We start from the raw sequence: 18,068 nt of genomic DNA, 5'->3' as shown, positions 1-18,068 counted from the left end.
CCATGCCCGCCACAGCTGATATGCTTCCGGGTTACGACCGGTTCGATCTCTTGGCTGATCATCGTGCACGGCCGATCGCTGCTTCGATTTGGTATCCGGCGGCGAAGCCGACCTATCGTGCCCCGGTCGGGGATGGGCCTATCTTTGATCCGACCTTTGCCTTTATTGGCCCAGCTGTCGCGTCGGGTGAGCATCCGCTTGTGCTTTTGTCACATGGATCAGGTGGCAATGCGGAGAGCCTGGGCTGGCTGGCAAGTGGACTGGTGGCAGAAGGCGCGATTGTGCTCGCGGTCAACCACCCCGGATCAACCAGCGGAGACAGTTCTCCGCGTCGCTCTGTCGACCTGAAATCCCGCGCAAATGATTTGTCGGCGGCGCTTGATATGGTGCTCTCGGACCCCGTCTTCGCATCTTTCATTGATCAAGAACGGATCGGAGTGGTTGGTTTCTCTTTGGGGGGTACAACGGCCCTTGGAATGGTAGGTCTGCGGTTCGATGGCGCAGTTCAAGATGCGAACTGTACAAAAGGACCAGAGGCGGCCGATTGCATCTTCTTCCACCTTGGAGGTGTCAGGTTTGCCGATCATCCTGGATTTGGCGCCAATACGCGCGACATACGCATCACCGAAGCCGCGATTATCGATCCAGGTTTTGGCGGTGCCGTTAGTGCGGAAACACTTGGTGACGCCCTTGCAGGGGTAACGCTCATCAATCTTGGGGGTACAGACCGTCTGAGGGCGGTTGATGTCGGGTCGAGCGGCAACAATCTGGCGAGACGTCTTCCGGATGCGCGCTATGTTGAGATTGCACCCGCAAATCACTTCACATTCCTGGGTACCTGTAAGCAAGGTGCAGTTGAGCTACTTGCAGAAGAAGGGGATGACCCAATCTGTACAGACCCCGAAGGAACGGATCGTGCAACGGTCCACGATCAACTGATCGATGCCATTGCATCGGGGCTGAACCTCTAGCGTAGCGAAGGTATATCCTCCTGCATGGATGACCTGACAGATATGACGGGTGGCAGGGTTTTCTAATGACACTCGAACAGGTTTTCCTCGGGGAATCTGTTCGCGTTCCGGGAAATAGGAGGGCATCCGGTGGGGGCGGGTGACGCCTCCATCATTCGGGGCGCGGCCTTGCGTCGCCTGGGGAAATGGGTCATGACCGCTTTTACCCCTCATTGGAACCAAGGTTCGACACTATGGATTACAGCAAACAGGGCGGCGCACGCCAGGGCTCTAACAAACCCCGCCACGCCGAGCATAACGCCAAGGGCACAGCCAAGAACCCCTACGATAAGAAGGCGGACAAAGCTGCCCTCTTGGAGCGCATGAAAGCGGCGGCAAAGAAGCAAGAAAGCTAAGCCCTTTCACGCTCCGCGTTCCGCTTTAACTGGTCAAACTCCGCGCGATCAGCTCCTTCATAATTTCATTTGATCCACCATAGATTTTCTGGACGCGGGCATCAGCATACATATTGGCGATGGGGTATTCCGACATATAGCCATAGCCGCCAAAGAGTTGCAGGCATTCATCAATGGTTTCGCATTGCATCTGCGTCACCCACCATTTCGCCATGGATGCGGTGGTTGCATCCAGTTCACCGCGCAGATGTTTGGCGACGCAATCATCCAGAAACACCCGCGCGATATGGGCGATGGTTTTTACTTCGGCCAGTTTGAACCTTGTGTTCTGCATCTCCAATAGCGGCTTGCCAAAGGCCCGGCGCTCCGAGGTATAGGCGACGGTTTCTTCCAGCGCCTTGTTCATGGCGGCTGCCCCGCCCAGAGCCACCACCAGGCGCTCCTGCGGCAGTGATTTCATTAGCTGATAAAAGCCCTGGCCCTCGACACCGCCCAAGAGGTTCTCCGGTGGCAGGCGTACGTTGTCGAAAAACAACTCGGATGTGTCCTGACTCTTGAGGCCGAGTTTCTCCAGATTGCGCCCCCGGGCAAAGCCCTCGGCTTCGGCGGTTTCCACCATCATCAAAGAGACCCCCTTGGCCCCCTGGCTGGGGTCGGTCTTGGCCACCACGATGATCAGGCCGGCCTGTTGACCATTGGTGATAAAGGTCTTGGAGCCGTTGAGGACATATTCATTGCCCTCCAGCCGTGCGGTGGTTTTGATGTTTTGCAGATCCGATCCGGTGCCGGGTTCCGTCATGGCAATGGCGCAGACCATCTCTCCGGTGGCCATCTTGGGCAGCCAGCGTTTTTTCTGCTCTTCCGAGCCATAGTCGAGGATATATCCCGCGCAGATCTGGCTGTGCACCGAGTTGCCAAAACCGGAAAAGCCGGCGGCGCGGAACTGTTCGGTGGCGATCACCGCCTCATGGCGAAAATCGCCACCCATGCCGCCATATTCTTCTGGCACCGAGGCGCAGAGAATGCCGATCTCGCCCGCCTTGTTCCAGAAGTCCCGGTCGATATGGCCCTGCTTCTGCCAGCGCTCCTCATGCGGGACCATTTCCTTGGCAAAGAATTCGCGTAAGGAATCCTGCAGCATGATCAATTCGTCATCCATCCAGGGAGAGATATGCTGGGTCATCGGATCAGTCCTTGCAAAGGCCGAGTTCGGCCAGAATTTCAGATGTGTGCTGCCCGCGGTCGGGGCTCTGGGTCGGTTGCCAGCCGGTTGCACTCGAAAACCGTGGCGCAGGGGCTGCCTGCAGCACGCCTTCGGCTTCGATCCAGGTGGCGCGTGCGTTCATCGGGTGTCGCTGGGCTTCGCTTGGGCTCAGCACCGGGGCAACGCAGGCGTCAGTTCCTGCGAACAATGCGGCCCAGTGGTCGCGGGGCTTGCTGGCAAAGATCCCGGCGAGCCGACCTGTAAGAGCAGGCCAGAGGCTTTTGTCGAATTGGCGTTTGAATTCCGGGTCCTGGTCCAGATCCATCAGAGTCAGGAACAATGTGTAGAATTTGGGCTCCAGGCATTGCACGGTCATATAGTCGCCATCGGCGCAGGCATAAGAGCGGCTCCAATGGGGGCCATCCAGCAGGTTTTGGCCCCGTGCATCTTCAAAACCTCCCGCCTGGCGGATGCTCATCAAGAGATTCATCATATGAGCTGAGCCGTCATAGATGGCGGCGTCAACCACGGTGCCCTCACCGCTGGTCTTGGCGCGCAAGAGGCCCGCCAGAATGCCCGCTACCAGATACATGGCGCCCCCGCCGATATCGCCCACCAGAGTGGCGGGTGTCAGCGGTGCGTCGCCGGGGCTGGAGGCATACCAAAGTGCGCCGGACATGGAGATATAGTTCAGGTCATGGCCTGCGCTTTGTGACAGGGCGCTATCCTGTCCCCAGCCGGTCATGCGGCCAAAGACCAGAGCCGGGTTCACTGCCTGGCACTGCTCGGGGCCGATCCCAAGGCGTTCCATCACGCCGGGGCGAAAGCCCTCGATCAGCCCGTCCGCAGTGGCGACCAGCGCAAGGAAGGTTTTGATGTCATCAGGATCCTTCAGGTCCAGAGCGATCGAGCGTTTGCCGCGATCCAGCAGCGATCGTTCGGGCATGCCCGGCGTGACGCCGCCGCCTTTGCGGTGCACACAGATCACATCGGCGCCCATATCGGCCAGCCACATGGCGGCAAAGGGGCCGGGGCCAAGGCCCTCTACTTCGATGATGCGGATGCCTTTGAGCATTGCGAACTCCCTGGGAAAATTGATGTCTGGTCCGGTCGATAGGCCGGACTGCGCCCGACCCTCCCCGCGGGAGGGCGCTTTGCACCCACCCAGGGTCGGGCGCGGTCCTTTCCTTTACGCGGTCAAGCCACCGCCAACGATAAGGGTCTGGCCGGAAACGTAATTGCTTTCGGGGATGCAGAATAGATAGACACCGCCTGCAGCTTCCTCGGGTGTGCCGGCACGGCCAATGGGGATCATCATCTCAAAGCCTTTGACCACCTTTTTCGGAATGCCGATACCGATGGTATTGCCCTCGACCTCGATGGCTTTCTTCTCATCAGTCGCTTCGGTCAGGCGGGTGGAGATCATGCCAAAGGCCACAGCGTTGACGTTGACCTTGTAGCGGCCCCATTCCTTGGCCATGGTCTTGGTCATGCCAACAATCCCCGCCTTGGCCGAGGAGTAATTCGCCTGGCCCGCGTTGCCGCCGGTGCCAGCAATAGACGAGATATTCACCACCTTGCGGAAGACCTCCCGCCCTTCTGCGGCCTCAACGGCCGCTTGCTCAGCAATGAAAGGCGCCGCTGCGCGCAGAATCTGGAACGGCGCCTTCAGATGCACGTCGATCATGGCGTCAAACTGCTGGTCGGTCATCTTGCTGATGAAGCTGTCCCAAGTGTAGCCGGCATTGTTGACGATGATGTCCACGCCACCGAATTTGTCGATGCCCGCCTGGATGAAATCATTGGCAAAGCCGGGCGCGGTGACGGAGCCGGGAATGGCCAGAGCTTTGCCGCCCATGGCCTCGATTTCTCCCACAACGGCCTGTGCGGGCTCCACATCCAGATCGTTGAGCACCACATTGGCGCCATCACCGGCCAGTTTCAGCGCAATGGAGCGGCCAATGCCGCGCCCGGCACCGGTGATATAGGCGGTCTTGCCTGCGAGTTTTGTCATGGTTTGCGTTCCAGTTTGTTCTCAGTTGAAGGTCCACCCGGGCCTTGGCCGGGCAGCGCCCGACCCCCCCAGGGAAGGGCACTTTGCTTCCGCCCGCGGACGGGCTGCTTTTGTCGCTAAGGCAGCTCGACCAGCGCCTTGCCTGCCAGTTTCACCTCTCCATTCTGATCGGTGGCCTCAATTTCCAGCGCCACCAGATTTCCTTCGCGTTTCTCCACCACGCGACCAGTGCAGGTCACCTCCGCATGGATCTGGGTGATGGCGACAAAACGGGTGGAGAATTCGCGCACGGCGCTTTGCGGCACCCAGGCGGTCAGCAGATGGCCCAGATAAGTCATGTTCAACATGCCATGGGCAAAGACATCCGGCATGCCTGCGGCTTTGGCAAAATCAATGTCGATATGGATCGGATTGTGGTCGCCCGAGGCTCCGGCAAAAAGCGCCAGCGTGGTGCGGCTGATCTCGCGCTGGGTGAGCGCGGGCAGGCTGTCGCCCACTTCGATACTGTCAAAAGTCACGTCGCTCATCATGCGTTCCTCACCACGATGCTGCGGGTCATGGTGCCCAGATCCTTACCCAATTGGTTGGTTGCATGCGTCTTGAGGGTGACAAACTCCAGCGCGCCGCCTTTTTTATCAAAGATATCCTCGACGGTGCTGGTCAGTGTCACCTCATCCCCGGCGCAGATCGGCGCGCCATAGGTGAATGCCTGTTCCCCATGCAATACACGAGCCAGCTCGATCTTCATCTCATTGATGAAATAGAACGGATCCTCCCGTTCCAGATCGAGCGTGAACAGAAATGTCAGCGGCGCGGGGATGTCGCGATAGCCCGCCGCCTGTGCCGCTATGCGATCCCGGTAGATCGGGTCGCGCTGATTGGTGGCGCTGGCAAAGGCGCGCAGTCGGCCTGCCTCCACAGCAACGGTTAGGGGGGCAAAGCTCCGCCCGATGAATGTGCGGTCAATCATCGCGCTCTCCCTCAGGCCGCTTGATAGAGCGTGACCACGCAGGCGCCGCCCAGGCCAAGATTGTGCTGAAGTGCCGTGCGCGCGCCTTCGACCTGGGTGGCGCCTGCGGTGCCGCGCAATTGCCGCGTCAGCTCGTAACACTGTGCCAGACCGGTGGCGCCCAGTGGGTGCCCCTTTGACAACAGCCCGCCCGAGGGGTTGGTCACAAACTTGCCGCCATAGGTATTGGCACCATCGGCAATGAACTGGCTGGCCCCCCCCTCGGGGCAGAGTCCCAGCCCCTCGTAGGTGATCATCTCGTTATGGGCAAAACAGTCGTGCAGCTCGACCACATCGACATCCTCGATGCCAATGCCGGTCTGCTCCTGCACCTGTTTGGTGGCTGCGGCAGTCATATCGTAGCCAACCACCTGCATCATGTCATGCGCCTCAAAGGTGGAGGCGTAATCGGTGGTCATCGCCTGACCTTTGATTTTCACCGCCTGGCTGAGGCCGTGTTTTTGAGCATAGGCTTCACTGACGAGAATGGCTGCGGCCGCGCCACAGGTGGGCGGGCAGGCCATCAACCGGGTCATCACGCCCTCCCAGATCGTGGGACTGTCGAGCACATCCTGGGGGGTGACCTCCTGACGGAACAGCGCCAGCGGGTTGTTCACCGCATGACGGCTGGCCTTGGCGCGAATGCGGGCCAGATCCTGCATCGAGGAACCGTGTTTCTCCATATGAGCTTTGCCCGCACCACCGAAATAACGCAGCGCCAGCGGGATTTCCGGATGTCCAACCAGATCGTCGGTTTCCGCATCAAAGGCGGCAAAGGGGCTGGGGCGGTCATCCCAGTGCGACGTTAGCGCCCCGGGTTGCATGTGCTCAAAGCCCAGGGCGAGCGCCACATCCACCGCGCCGGACTGCACCGCCTGGCGGGCCATGAACAGGGCGGTTGAGCCGGTGGAGCAATTGTTGTTCACATTGATCACCGGGATGCCTGTCATGCCAACCGGATAGAGGGCAGCTTGCCCGCAGGTGCTGTCGCCATAGACATAGCCGGCATAGGCCTGTTGCACCGCGTCATAAGGGAGACCCGCATCCTCCAATGCTGCGCGCACCGCCGACGCCCCCATTTCCGTATAGGGAGCATTTTGGCCCGGTTTGGCGAATTTGGTCATGCCGACGCCTGCGACCCTTGCATTTCCTGTCATTGTTCACTCCCCAATGGAACGCAAATTACACTCTTGGGTTACCTTCGCCGGGGGCTGGGCTTTGCGTCAAGAATGATGTAACTCATGAGTGTAATTACCGGACGTCACTGAGAACGGTCCAGTCTCAGCGCCCGAATGCAGCAGGGGTCAAGGCAGATGAGCAAGCAGGGTTGGGGGCAGGGCAGCGGTGATCAGCCGCCGAACCAGCGCGCGGCAAAACGCCGTGCCGTGCTGGAGGCCGGCGCGCGGCTGTTCAATGATCAGGGCTATGAGCAGACCTCGCTTGAGGAAATCGCGGCGGCGCTCAGCATCACAAAACGCACCATCTACTACTATGTCGACAGCAAGGAGGACATCCTCTTTGGTTGTCACCAGCTGGGGTTGGAGTTTTTAGGCGAAACCATGCAACAAGCCCAGGATGAGACCCTGCCGGTGCTCGACCGAGTTCAGCTGTTGATACGCGGGTATTGTGCTTGGGTTTCCGGAGATTTAGGGGCGACCATCGCCATGGTACGAGAGCACAGTCTCTCGCCGGAACGTCAAGCCGAGTTGCGTGAGAGCAAGGGGCGGGTGGATCATCAGCTGCGTGCGCTGATTGCTCAGGGGATTGAAGAGGGTGTTTTGCGCCCCTGTGATCCACGGCTGGTCACCGCTGCCATTTTTGGAGCCTTGAACTGGATCCCGCATTGGAACAGGGTCGCCTCCCCGGTTCCGCAAGAGGAAATCGCAGAGCAATACCTCTCGCTGATGATGCAGGGTTTGATGCCGGACAGTCAGCAAGCCTAGCCCTCCCAGATGGGGAGGGTCGTTACGGATCGCCACGGCCTTCCTTTGACTGACGCTGACGAAACTTGACAGGGGCGACCCCGCTGCCTTTGGCAAAGACCCTGCTAAAATGGGCGGGATCGGAAAAGCCCAGCTCATAGGCAATTTGGGCTGCTGTCAGGTTTGTATAGATCAATAGACGGCGCGCCTCACGGAGCATGCGCTCATTAATCAAAGTAGAGGCGGGTTGGCCTGTGGCCTGACGCACAACCCGGTTCAGGTGAGTTGGCGAAATGGCCAGATCCCTGGCGTAGTCCGACAGGGGTTTGCGGCTGCGGAAATCCCGCTCCACCTGCTGTTCGAAATGCGCAAAGAGTGGATTGGTGGAACTGGATTGCTCCGCATCCGCAGCTTCCTGCATGGCGCGCGCGGTCAGGCCGGACAAGGCCCCGGCAAGAGATCGCAAAACCTGGGCCCGGGCAAAGTCCTGGCGGTGATACTCCTCAAAAAGGCTCCGTGCGAGCTCTAGCATCGCGGGGTGGAGAGGGACCACACCGGCGGTCTCCAAGGGGCTGCGTACGCCCTCTCCCTCTTGCAGGCAGTGATCCAGCAGCTCGCAGGTGAGGGTCACAACCCAGCCATTGCTGCCCGGCCGGAATTGATACCCGTGGACCACTCGGCGTGGGATATTCGCTAGACAGGGCTCTTGCAGGGGATAGCTGATGCCGTCGAATTCCGCAGTTCCGCCGCCATGGGTGAGAAACAGCAGTTGATGCAGGCCCGCATGCCGATGGGGCTTCAGCTGCCAGTCATGCAGTTCCGAACGGGCCCTGATGGTTTCAACATGCAGCACATCCGCCAGCTCGGCGGTTTCACCAAAGAGGTTGTAGTTGTGGATGCGGGAACTGGAATTCATGTTTGAATTGTACAAGATGCTGCGCGCTGGGTCCATTCGCAATGGCTGTTGAACGGTGCATATTGTAGTCCGAAATTAGGCGCTCAGCAGTGGGGTGCCACATTCAGGAGAGCTGCCCATGACGATCACGCGAACACAGGTTGCTATCATTGGCGGTGGTCCATCCGGGCTACTCCTGTCGCAGCTCCTGCACCGGCAGGGGATCGACACCGTGGTGCTGGAACGACAATCAAGGGACTATGTTCTGGGTCGCATCCGAGCGGGCGTGCTGGAGCAGGGCTTTGTCCAGCTGATGCGGGAAGCGGGCTGTGCCACGCGCATGGAGGCTGAGGGCGAACAGCATCATGGTTTTATGATTGCACACCAAGGGCGTATGGACCGCGTGGATCTGCAAGGATCAGCCAATGGTGCATCGGTCATGGTCTATGGCCAAACCGAGGTTACGCGCGACCTCTATGATGCGCGGGATGAAATGGGTGGCGAAGTTGTGCATCTGGCGGAAAATGTCCGCCTGCATGAGCTGACCTCACAGCACCCTTATGTGACATATGAAAAGGACGGCGGCACGCATCGGGTGGATTGCGATTTTGTCGTGGGCGCGGATGGTTTCCATGGGGTGAGCCGCAAGAGCATTCCGTCCGATGTGCTGTGCGAATATGAAAAGATCTATCCCTTTGGCTGGCTGGGCGTTTTGTCCAATACACCCCCGGCCGCTTCAGAGTTGATCTATGCAAGGCACGAACGTGGGTTTGCACTCTGTTCGCTGCGAAGCCAGGTTCTCAGCCGTTATTACATTCAGGTCCCTCTTACGGACCGGGCCGAAGATTGGAGCGATGAAGCCTTTTGGTCTGAGCTGAAAAAACGTTTGCCACAACAGGTAGCCGACGGGCTGGAGACCGGACCGTCTATAGAAAAGAGCATCGCACCTCTGCGCAGTTTTGTGGCAGAACCCATGCGCTATGGGAACCTGTTCCTTGCCGGCGACGCCGCTCACATTGTGCCGCCGACAGGGGCAAAGGGGCTCAATTCCGCGGCCTCCGATATCCACTATCTCTATCAGGGGTTTCTTGCGCATTATCAGAAGGGCGATAGTGCCGGGCTGGAGAACTATTCTCAAAAGGCGCTGGCGCGGGTCTGGAAGGCAGAGCGGTTCAGCTGGTGGATGACCAATCTTTTGCATCGTTTCCCAGAGATGAGCAAAACCGATTTGAGGCTGCAATGCGCTGATCTCGACTATCTGTTTTCCTCCGAGGCTGCTCAGGCCTCCTTGGCGGAAAACTACGTGGGTCTGCCCTACTAGAGATCAGCACCGGCAGGCTGAAAACCCACTGTTCTGAGATGTCTCAGGCCCATTTGACGCTGCGTCGGTGGGGCTTGGCGGAGCAGGGTGGCCATGGTTCTCTAGTTTGGGCGAAACATCCAGGCCAGCGCCCGATCCGTGCCAGCCCCGGGATCGCCAAACTAGAGACAGGACCCCATATGCAAGATGTCATCTTTGAGAAAACAGGCCGCATAGGCAGGATCATCCTGAACCGGCCAGAGGTCATGAATGCCATCAATGATACGTTGCCGCGTCAGTTGGCCGCCGCGGTGGCAGAGGCGGATGCGGATCCTGGCGTTCACGTCATGGTTCTTTCCGGCGCGGGGGAGGCCTTTTGCGCGGGCTATGATCTGACCTTCTATGCCGAAGGAAACGGCAACGGGGAGGCCACTCAGGAAATGCCCTGGGATCCGATCAAAGACTACCGCTTCATGTGGGAGAACACGCAGCATTTCATGTCTCTCTGGCGGGCGTTCAAACCGGTTGTCTGCAAAGTTCATGGCTTTGCTGTTGCCGGCGGGTCCGATATCGCACTTTGTGCGGATATGACCATCATGGCCGAAGAGGCGCAGATCGGCTACATGCCCGCACGGGTTTGGGGTTGCCCAACAACCGCGATGTGGGTCTATCGGCTGGGGGCCGAGCGGGCAAAACGGATGCTCTTTACCGGCGATAAGATCACTGGCCGGGAGGCCGCTGACATGGGGCTGGTGCTAAAGGCGGTGCCAGAGGAGCAGTTGGAAGATGCGGTTGAGGAAATGGCCGCGCGCATGGCGACAGTCCCGATCAATCAACTGGCGATGCAGAAAATGGTGATCAATCAGGCCATTGAGCAAACCGGAATGATGCAGACACAGCGCCTGGCGACGATCTTTGATGGGATCACGCGGCATTCTCCCGAAGGGATGAACTTTAAGCACCGTTCAGAAGCTGTGGGTTGGAAACAGGCGGTTCAAGAGCGTGACGCAGGCACCTTTGACTGGACCAACAATGAGGAACTCCCAAAGCGCAACCGGTAAGCTGGTCTGGCCGCACTGGTGCATAAGCCGCGCTAGGCCTGGGTTTTCTACTTCCAACCCAGCTGAGGCAGGTGCTTGGCGATTGCTTTTGCGGCCTCTGGATCTGCTGGCACCATAAGCACGGTCCGATGGTTCAACTCCTCTCCACTGTCGCGATCCGTGACGACAGGTTCCACCACCTTTTCGCTCTCGCGAGAGACAAAGGCAAAGGGCATTGGCTCTTCGCTGGGCAGATTGCGCTGCGCCCAATGCTGCATGGCCAGCAGAACGGGCGCAAATTCTTTGCCAGACATTGTGAGCCGATATTCATGGCGCAGAGGGCGTTCCTGGTAGGGGCGCTTTTCCAGCAAACCCATGCTCTCCAACCGCTTTAGCCGTTCGGCCAAGAGGTGCCGGGTGATGCCCAGGCGTTTCTGATAGTGATCAAAACGCCTGACCCCCAGGAAACACTCCCGCAGAATTAGCAGCGTCCAGCGGTCACCGACCACTCCCATTGCCCGCGCCAATGGGCAGGCCTCTTCGCTCAAATCATGCCACTTCATACCCCAGTATTAACACGGATTGACATAGTTCTCAAATAGAACTGATAATGAGTTCCAAAATAGAACTCAATTATTGCTCACAACCAATCCACCTGTCTTGGTCGCGTTGCTGAGCCCCAGAGGAGGAATGTGCACGATGGTCAATCTTTCCATGGTCTCCGCGCAAGACCGGCGCAGAAATACCCGCCTGCAGCCTGGATGGCTGCCCCATGCGGTTTCTGGTTTCAGCAAGTTGAGCCCCAGCTTGGCGTCAAAGCTGTTTGCCTTCTTGTTCACGCGGCCAGCGGCGCGAAAACTGCAACGACAGGAGCGTAACTGGTTGCTGTCCAGCGCGGCACGGCCGCTCTCACTGCCTTCGGGGCAGGAGGTGCCGCTTTATGAATGGCGCGCATTGCCCAGCAAATACGGGGTGTTGGATGAGGCGCCGGTGCCAACCATCTTGCTGGTACATGGCTTTGGCGGCAGTGCCGGGCAAATGGGGGGCTTTGCGGCGCCTCTCATCGCGGCGGGGTATCGGGTTATCTCATTCGACATGCCAGCCCATGGCGCCGCTGCAGGCAGCCGTAGCTCTCTGCCGGAAATGATCGAAACCTTGCTGGAGGTCGCCGGTAGGGTCGGGCCCTTGGAGGGCATCATCGGACATTCAGCCGGGGCCTCGGCTGTGATCGCTGCGCTGCATCGGGGGCTTCGGGCAGAGCGCGTTGTCCTGGTGGCACCCATGCCGGACCTGGAGAGCTTTATGCAGCGTCTTGCGGCTCAGCTGGGCTTTACCGAACGGGTTGCAAAGCTGGCCCAGCGTCGCATTGAGGCCCGCCATGGGATCGAATTCTCCAAGTTGAAAGCCCAGCGATTGGTGCAGGGTCTCAGTCTCCCGGCATTGATCCTGCAGGATAGCGCTGACCAGATGGCACCTTTGAGCGAAGTTGAAGCCCTGACAGAGGCCTGGCCCAGTGCAACACTGGAGTTAAGCGCAGGTCTGGGGCATGCGCGTATCTTGCAAGACAGCAGTACAATCGCCAAGGCCACCGCCTTTTTCGGCGACCCGACGCTACGTTAACCTGAGGCTGCTCCGCGGCAATATCTGCTTTGCGACCTTGGCAGGGGGCGGCCACCTCGGCTAGGTCTATTGGATGTTAGCGCAAGGGCACCCAGCCCAATTGCCTGCCACCCAGTTGCCGCCAGAGGAGACGCCCATGCAGATGAGTGACCAAAAGGAAATCGCCGCCACCCCAGCCGAGGTCTATGCAGCGCTGCTCTCACCTGAGGTACTGCTGGCCTGCGTGCCCGGAGCACAGGAAGTCACCGGCAGCGTCGAAGAGGGTTTTGAGGCCAAAGTGACCCAGAAGGTTGGACCAGTAAAGGCAACCTTCAAAGGGCAGGTGACGCTCTCGGATCTGGTTGAGGGCGAAAAACTGACGATCTCTGGCGAGGGCAAAGGCGGCGCGGCTGGTTTTGCCAAAGGCGGGGCGCAGGTCAGTCTTACTGCTTCTGATGGGGGCACCATGCTCAGCTATGAGGTCGAGGCCAAGGTTGGCGGCAAGCTGGCGCAGCTTGGCAGTCGCATCATTGATGGCTTTGCCAAGAAGATGGCGGACCAGTTCTTTGTCAATCTTCAGACCCACCTGGCACCGGAAGCAGAAGAGGCAGAGCCCGAATCCTCTGAAGAGAAAAAGGGTTGGCTGAAGAAGATCACGGGCGGCGCCTGACGGAATCAACCGCACAGCTGGCGACCCCAATCCTGTCAGTTCAACTCTGCGCTGCTGCACATAGATATGCGCGCCGTGCTTACTGGTTTTGCCACAACGGACTGGTTAGCTTTCCGCTCATTCATTTTGCTACGGAGACATCATGGCTGCGATCCTGTCCATATCCGATCTGCGCAAGTCCTATGAGGGCGGCTTTGAAGCCCTGAAAGGCGTCTCACTTGAGATCGAAGAGGGGGAGATCCTGGCCCTTCTTGGCCCCAATGGAGCGGGAAAGACCACTTTGATTTCAGCGATTTGCGGGATCATCAATGCCACCTCCGGTCAGGTGCTGGTCGGGGGCTATTGCATCGAGAAGGATTTTCGCGCGGCGCGCTCTCTGATCGGGCTGGTTCCGCAGGAGATCAATCTGGAACCCTTTGAAAAGGTGATCAACTCGGTGCGGTTCTCACGCGGGCTTTTTGGCAAAACCCGCAATGATGCGCTGATCGAGGAGATTCTCAAAAAGCTCTCGCTCTGGGATAAACGCGACAGCCAGATCAAGGAGCTGTCCGGCGGCATGAAGCGCCGGGTTCTGATTGCAAAGGCGCTGTCACATGAGCCGCGGGTGCTGTTTCTGGATGAGCCGACCGCAGGCGTGGATGTGGAGCTGCGCAAAGACATGTGGGAAGTGGTCCAGGAGCTAAAGGACAATGGTGTGACCATCATCCTGACCACGCATTACATCGAAGAAGCGGAAGCCATCGCGGATCGGGTAGGTGTCATAACCGGTGGGCAGATCCTTCTGGTCAAAGACAAGGATGAGCTGATGACTCAATTGGGTCAAAAGCAACTCTGCGTTCAATTGGCAGGGCCGATCCCGGAGATCCCGAAAGCGCTGGCGGACCATCAGCTGGAGCTTTCAACAGAGGGTGACACGTTGATCTACACCTATGACACCAAGGGAGAGAGGACCGGCATCACGGCCTTGCTCAACGATGTAGCGGCTGCCGGGCTGCAGTTGCGGGATGTCTCCACCCGGCAATCCAGCCTGGAAGATATTTTTGTTGGGCTTGTTTCAGGAGGGCAGTCATGAACTGGACAGCAATCTGGTCGATCTATCGCTTTGAGATGCATCGCTTTTTTCGCACCCTGTTTCAAAGCTTCCTGTCGCCTGTTCTCTCAACCTCGCTGTATTTTGTGGTCTTTGGGGCCGCCATCGGCAGCCGGATCGACCAGGTGGAGGGCATCGACTACGGCGCCTTTATTGTCCCAGGGCTGATCATGCTGAGTGTCATGACCCAGAGCATTTCCAATGCGTCTTTTGGGATTTATTTCCCAAAGTTCATCGGAACGGTCTATGAGTTGCTCTCCGCTCCGGTCAGTTTTCTGGAGATTGTCATCGGCTATGTTGGCGCAGCAGCAACCAAGGCCCTGTTCATCGGCGTGGTGATCCTGGCCACGGCTTCCCTCTTTGTGGATCTGACAATTCAGCACCCCTTGGCGATGTTACTGTTCTTGGTGTTGACCTGCCTCAGTTTCGCGCTGATGGGCTTTATTATCGGGATCTGGGCCAAGAATTTTGAACAGCTGCAGCTGGTGCCGCTTCTGGTGGTGACGCCCTTGGTGTTTCTGGGGGGATCTTTCTATTCGATTTCGATGCTTCCCCCGATCTGGCAGAAAATTACCCTCTTTAATCCGGTGGTCTATCTGATCTCTGGTTTTCGCTGGTCTTTCTTTGGCTCGTCCGATGTGCCTGTCGCGGTCAGCTTAATGGCAATCACGGGGTTTACGGCGTTGTGCCTTGGCATCATCTGGTGGATTTTCAAAACCGGTTGGCGCATCCGCGCCTAGGCCGGATCTGTAGCACCCTGATTCTAAAGTGAGATTTCTTCCGGCCTGACCCGAACTGTCTTCTTTAGCGCCCCATCTGGCAGGGGTGCGCGCTATGCGTGCATTGCGCCTAGGGAGCGTTGCAATAATGCATGTGCCTCATCACATTTTGCCAAAGCCGCGCTTTCCGCGGCGGCCTCCCTTGTTTCGGCCCCTGCGGCATTCTACATCGGCGCAATGATGCTGCGCTTGCCCTTTCTGAAAAAACCGCCCCTTGTCTCTGTTGTACGCCTGAATGGCGCGATCGGAATGCCCGGTCGCGGATCGCTGAGCGATGCTGCTCTGGCGCCGGTTCTTGAGCGTGCCTTTTCCAAAGGCAAACCCGCTGCCGTTGCGCTGGAAATCAATTCTCCGGGCGGCTCACCTGTGCAGAGTTCCTTGATCGGGGCGCGGATCCAGCGTCTGGCAAAGGAAAAGAACGTCCCCGTTATAGCCTTTGTTGAAGATGTCGCTGCTTCGGGTGGATACTGGCTGGCCGCTTCTGCCGATGAGATCTGGGCTGATGCCAGCTCTGTTGTGGGCTCCATCGGGGTGATCTCTGCGGGATTTGGCGCGCATGAGTTGCTGAACCGTCACGGGATCGAACGCCGAGTCTATACCGCAGGTGAGAGCAAATCCATGCTGGACCCGTTCCGGGCCGAGAACCCCGAAGATGTCACCCGCCTTAAAGGGTTGTTGGAAGATATCCATCAGAATTTTATCGACCATGTGACCGAGCGCCGGGGGGATAAGCTGGATGGTAGCCACAAGCTGTTCACCGGTGAGGTCTGGTTGGCGCGCCGTGCGGTTGATCTGGGGCTGATCGATGGGATCGGGCACCTGCAGCCCGCCTTAAAACAGCGGTTTGGTGATAAGGTGCAGATCCGCCGCTATGGAATGAAAAAACCCTTCCTCAGCCGATTTGGCATGCGACTGGCGCAGGATGCGCTGACAGGGATTGAGGAGCGCGCGGAATTTGCGCGTTTTGGTCTCTGAGGTGATTTTCAAGATCGTTACCATTTTCCTGGTTGTCATGGCGGTTCTGGCCATGTTCGGCAAGTTTACTTTCCCGGGGAAGAAACGATTGGATGCTGCGCGTTGCCCCTCCTGCGGGCGCTTTAAAATCGGTAAAGGGCCCTGTGCCTGTAAGATCAAAGGACCCCGGTCATGATGCCTTGGCTGCTATGTGCTTTGGGATTGGTGATCCTGCTTTTGGCAGGGGATGCTTTGGTTCGTGGCGCGGTGAACATGTCTTTGCGCCTTGGTGTTCCGGCCCTGATTGTCAGCTTGACGATTGTGGCATTTGGCACCTCAGCACCTGAGCTGCTGATCGCAATCAATGCGGTTCACGACAATGCTGACGGTATTGCTCTGGGCAATGTTGTTGGGTCGAACACGGCCAATATCCTATTGGTTTTGGGAATTCCCGCGATACTGGCGACTTTGCATACCAGCCAGTGCAATACCCGCAAAAGCTATCTGCAGATGCTGGCTGCAACCGTGCTGTTCATCGTTCTGGCCTTCTGCGGCACGCTTACAATCTGGTCTGGACTGATCCTATTGGCGGCTCTCAGCCTGTTCTTACTGGGCGCCTTTCGCGAAGCGCGCTATCACCGCAGTTGTGCCTGTGAAGATGGTGAAGAGGGCGACATGGAAGCTCTGGACGGCCTGGAAGAGGCCGACCCGGATCTTCCCTGGTGGAAGATCGCAACCTATTTGCTGCTTGGTCTCATTGGTCTGCCATTGGGCGCGGATCTGCTGGTCGACAATGCCACCATTATCGCGCGGATGTATCATGTGAGCGAGACGGTGATCGGTCTGACGCTGGTTGCAATCGGCACCTCTCTGCCTGAACTTGCAACCACGGTCATGGCAACCCTGCGTCGTCAGGCTGACGTGGCTCTTGGCAATGTCATCGGCTCCAATATGTTCAACCTCTTGGCCATCATCGGCGTTGCCACCATGGTGGGGCCAATCTCGGTTGATCCAGAGTTCTTGTATTTTGACCTATGGGTCATGTTGGGAGCGACGCTTCTGATCGTGCCCTTTGTCTTCCTAAAGAAAGACATCACGCGGCTTTGGGGCTTTCTTTTGACCGGACTTTACCTAGTCTATCTTGCAATATTGTTCTGACGGCTTGCAGCGAGTGCGGAGGCAAGAATGCGAGCATTGGTAACTGGGGCTGGCAAACGACTGGGACGGGCCTTGGCCCTGCATCTGGCAAAAGAAGGCTACGATGTTGCGGTACACTACTGCAGCTCTGGTACCGAGGCTGCGGCTGTGGTTGCCGAAATCCGCGCTTTGGGCCGTCAGGCGGTGGGCCTTCAGGCTGATCTGCTGGATCCCGCGCAAACTCGGGCGCTGTTGCCTCAGGCTGCGCAGGCACTGGGTGGAGAGATCACTTGCCTGGTGAATAACGCTTCGATTTTTGAACCTGACAGTGTGTTGGATGCGACAGAGGAAAGTTGGAGACGGCATTTCGGCAGCAATCTCCAGGCGCCTTTCTTGCTGATCCAGGCAATGGCCGCGCAAGGAATTCAAGCTGTTTCGGATGAACATGGAGAACCTGGAGCGGCGGGTCTTGTGGTCAATATGGTTGATCAGAAGGTGCAAAACCTCTCTCCCGACTTCATGACATATACGCTGGCGAAATCGGCCCTTTGGACATTGACGCAGACTGCGGCCCAGACATTGGCCCCGCATATCCGGGTCAACGCCATTGGGCCGGGGCCGGTTCTGGCCAATGTCCATCAGAGCCCGGAAGAATTTGCCAAGCAACGTGCAGGCACTATCTTAAAGCGTGGCGCAAACGCAGGGGATGTTACTGCGGCGCTCAGCTATCTGCTGGGCGCCTCCGCAGTGACAGGGCAACTGATTTGCGTCGATGGGGGCCAACATCTGGTGTGGGAAAATCGAGGCGCTTAGGCGCCGAACCTGGACAGCATAGCCTGCCCCAGGGGAAAGTTGTGCACCTTGGTCTTTGACTTCACAGGCTTGTTACAAAAGAGTCTTTGTTTTCAAAAACTTGATAGGCGCACCTTTTTCTTTACTTTAAAAACAACAACTTACAGGATTGCCTATTTTTTAGGCATTTGAGATTTTGTAGCTTAAAATAAGGGGAAACACGGGATAGCCCGAAGATATCTCCAAACTTATCCACAAGGTTGGTGGATTTGTTGCCCCCTTGAAACAGACCCAGAG

Annotated in this window: 19 protein-coding genes and 1 pseudogene; 12 read left to right on the top strand and 8 right to left on the bottom strand. The window is 57.9% G+C overall.

What is annotated here, in order from left to right:
- Window positions 1-2 precede the first annotated feature (2 nt).
- Window positions 3-971 (top strand): alpha/beta hydrolase family protein, encoded by a 969-nt coding sequence (locus tag RSK20926_RS18195; protein WP_008208987.1) that lies wholly within the window; start codon window positions 3-5, stop codon window positions 969-971.
- Window positions 972-1,204: 233 nt separating this feature from the next.
- The gene (locus RSK20926_RS23060) at window positions 1,205-1,366 is read left to right on the top strand and encodes a hypothetical protein (RefSeq protein WP_008208985.1); all 162 of its coding nucleotides are present in this window, start codon (window positions 1,205-1,207) and stop codon (window positions 1,364-1,366) included.
- Window positions 1,367-1,391: 25 nt separating this feature from the next.
- Here RSK20926_RS23060 and RSK20926_RS18185 read toward each other — a convergent pair whose 3' ends face one another.
- The 6 genes from RSK20926_RS18185 to RSK20926_RS18160 form a co-directional block, all read right to left on the bottom strand.
- Window positions 1,392-2,549 (bottom strand): acyl-CoA dehydrogenase family protein, encoded by a 1,158-nt coding sequence (locus tag RSK20926_RS18185; RefSeq protein ID WP_008208983.1) that lies wholly within the window; start codon window positions 2,547-2,549, stop codon window positions 1,392-1,394.
- A 4-nt stretch (window positions 2,550-2,553) separates the two neighbouring features.
- A complete protein-coding gene (locus tag RSK20926_RS18180) occupies window positions 2,554-3,645 on the bottom strand; it encodes a CaiB/BaiF CoA transferase family protein (RefSeq protein WP_008208981.1) in 1,092 nt (363 codons plus the stop codon).
- A gap of 114 nt (window positions 3,646-3,759) precedes the next feature.
- A complete protein-coding gene (locus tag RSK20926_RS18175) occupies window positions 3,760-4,584 on the bottom strand; it encodes an SDR family NAD(P)-dependent oxidoreductase (protein WP_008208980.1) in 825 nt (274 codons plus the stop codon).
- A gap of 116 nt (window positions 4,585-4,700) precedes the next feature.
- A complete protein-coding gene (locus tag RSK20926_RS18170; RefSeq protein ID WP_037255723.1) occupies window positions 4,701-5,111 on the bottom strand; it encodes a MaoC family dehydratase in 411 nt (136 codons plus the stop codon).
- Entirely contained in the window at window positions 5,111-5,554 is a 444-nt protein-coding gene (locus RSK20926_RS18165) for a MaoC family dehydratase N-terminal domain-containing protein (RefSeq protein ID WP_008208976.1), read from the bottom strand. Before RSK20926_RS18165 ends, RSK20926_RS18170 begins: the two co-directional genes overlap by 1 nt.
- A gap of 11 nt (window positions 5,555-5,565) precedes the next feature.
- Window positions 5,566-6,750, bottom strand: coding sequence for a lipid-transfer protein (locus RSK20926_RS18160; RefSeq protein ID WP_008208974.1), 1,185 nt, complete (start codon window positions 6,748-6,750; stop codon window positions 5,566-5,568).
- Window positions 6,751-6,906: 156 nt separating this feature from the next.
- On the opposite strand from RSK20926_RS18160, the gene RSK20926_RS18155 reads away from it, so the two are divergent.
- Window positions 6,907-7,536, top strand: a complete 630-nt coding sequence (locus RSK20926_RS18155) for a TetR/AcrR family transcriptional regulator (protein ID WP_157133173.1) — start codon at window positions 6,907-6,909, stop codon at window positions 7,534-7,536.
- Between the two features lie 22 nt (window positions 7,537-7,558).
- Here RSK20926_RS18155 and RSK20926_RS18150 read toward each other — a convergent pair whose 3' ends face one another.
- Complete coding sequence (locus RSK20926_RS18150; protein WP_037255721.1) at window positions 7,559-8,431, bottom strand: helix-turn-helix domain-containing protein; 873 nt, start codon at window positions 8,429-8,431, stop codon at window positions 7,559-7,561.
- Between the two features lie 118 nt (window positions 8,432-8,549).
- Here RSK20926_RS18150 and pobA point away from each other — a divergent pair, with 118 nt between their 5' ends.
- Together pobA and RSK20926_RS18140 are read left to right on the top strand one after the other, a co-directional pair.
- Window positions 8,550-9,731 carry a 4-hydroxybenzoate 3-monooxygenase gene (gene pobA / locus RSK20926_RS18145; RefSeq protein ID WP_008208969.1) on the top strand — a complete coding sequence of 394 codons (1,182 nt, stop codon included), beginning with the start codon at window positions 8,550-8,552 and terminating at the stop codon, window positions 9,729-9,731.
- A gap of 179 nt (window positions 9,732-9,910) precedes the next feature.
- Window positions 9,911-10,771 carry a crotonase/enoyl-CoA hydratase family protein gene (locus RSK20926_RS18140; RefSeq protein ID WP_037255719.1) on the top strand — a complete coding sequence of 287 codons (861 nt, stop codon included), beginning with the start codon at window positions 9,911-9,913 and terminating at the stop codon, window positions 10,769-10,771.
- Between the two features lie 47 nt (window positions 10,772-10,818).
- Here the strand turns inward: RSK20926_RS18140 and RSK20926_RS18135 are convergent, their stop codons facing one another.
- The gene (locus RSK20926_RS18135) at window positions 10,819-11,313 is read right to left on the bottom strand and encodes a winged helix-turn-helix transcriptional regulator (protein WP_008208964.1); all 495 of its coding nucleotides are present in this window, start codon (window positions 11,311-11,313) and stop codon (window positions 10,819-10,821) included.
- A gap of 136 nt (window positions 11,314-11,449) precedes the next feature.
- Between RSK20926_RS18135 and RSK20926_RS18130 the strand changes: the two genes are divergently transcribed.
- From RSK20926_RS18130 to RSK20926_RS18095, 7 genes and pseudogenes are all read left to right on the top strand, one after another.
- Complete coding sequence (locus RSK20926_RS18130) at window positions 11,450-12,370, top strand: alpha/beta hydrolase (protein WP_008208962.1); 921 nt, start codon at window positions 11,450-11,452, stop codon at window positions 12,368-12,370.
- 136 nt (window positions 12,371-12,506) lie between these two features.
- Window positions 12,507-13,019, top strand: a complete 513-nt coding sequence (locus RSK20926_RS18125) for a CoxG family protein (protein WP_037255673.1) — start codon at window positions 12,507-12,509, stop codon at window positions 13,017-13,019.
- A gap of 142 nt (window positions 13,020-13,161) precedes the next feature.
- Window positions 13,162-14,091, top strand: coding sequence for an ABC transporter ATP-binding protein (locus RSK20926_RS18120; protein ID WP_008208958.1), 930 nt, complete (start codon window positions 13,162-13,164; stop codon window positions 14,089-14,091).
- Window positions 14,088-14,849 carry an ABC transporter permease gene (locus RSK20926_RS18115; protein WP_008208956.1) on the top strand — a complete coding sequence of 254 codons (762 nt, stop codon included), beginning with the start codon at window positions 14,088-14,090 and terminating at the stop codon, window positions 14,847-14,849. The genes RSK20926_RS18120 and RSK20926_RS18115 overlap by 4 nt, the downstream gene beginning before the upstream one ends.
- 216 nt (window positions 14,850-15,065) lie before the next feature.
- On the top strand, window positions 15,066-15,863 hold the full coding sequence (locus tag RSK20926_RS18110) for a S49 family peptidase (RefSeq protein ID WP_008208955.1): 798 nt from the start codon (window positions 15,066-15,068) through the stop codon (window positions 15,861-15,863).
- Between the two features lie 171 nt (window positions 15,864-16,034).
- The gene (locus RSK20926_RS18100) at window positions 16,035-17,000 is read left to right on the top strand and encodes a calcium/sodium antiporter (protein WP_008208951.1); all 966 of its coding nucleotides are present in this window, start codon (window positions 16,035-16,037) and stop codon (window positions 16,998-17,000) included.
- 21 nt (window positions 17,001-17,021) lie between these two features.
- Window positions 17,022-17,792, top strand: a pseudogene (locus RSK20926_RS18095) (SDR family oxidoreductase); the annotation flags it as partial.
- Window positions 17,793-18,068: the final 276 nt, after the last annotated feature.

The sequence above is a fragment of the Roseobacter sp. SK209-2-6 genome, from assembly GCF_000169455.1.
Taxonomy (GTDB): domain Bacteria; phylum Pseudomonadota; class Alphaproteobacteria; order Rhodobacterales; family Rhodobacteraceae; genus Pseudophaeobacter.
This window is presented reverse-complemented; position numbering and strand designations above follow the sequence as displayed.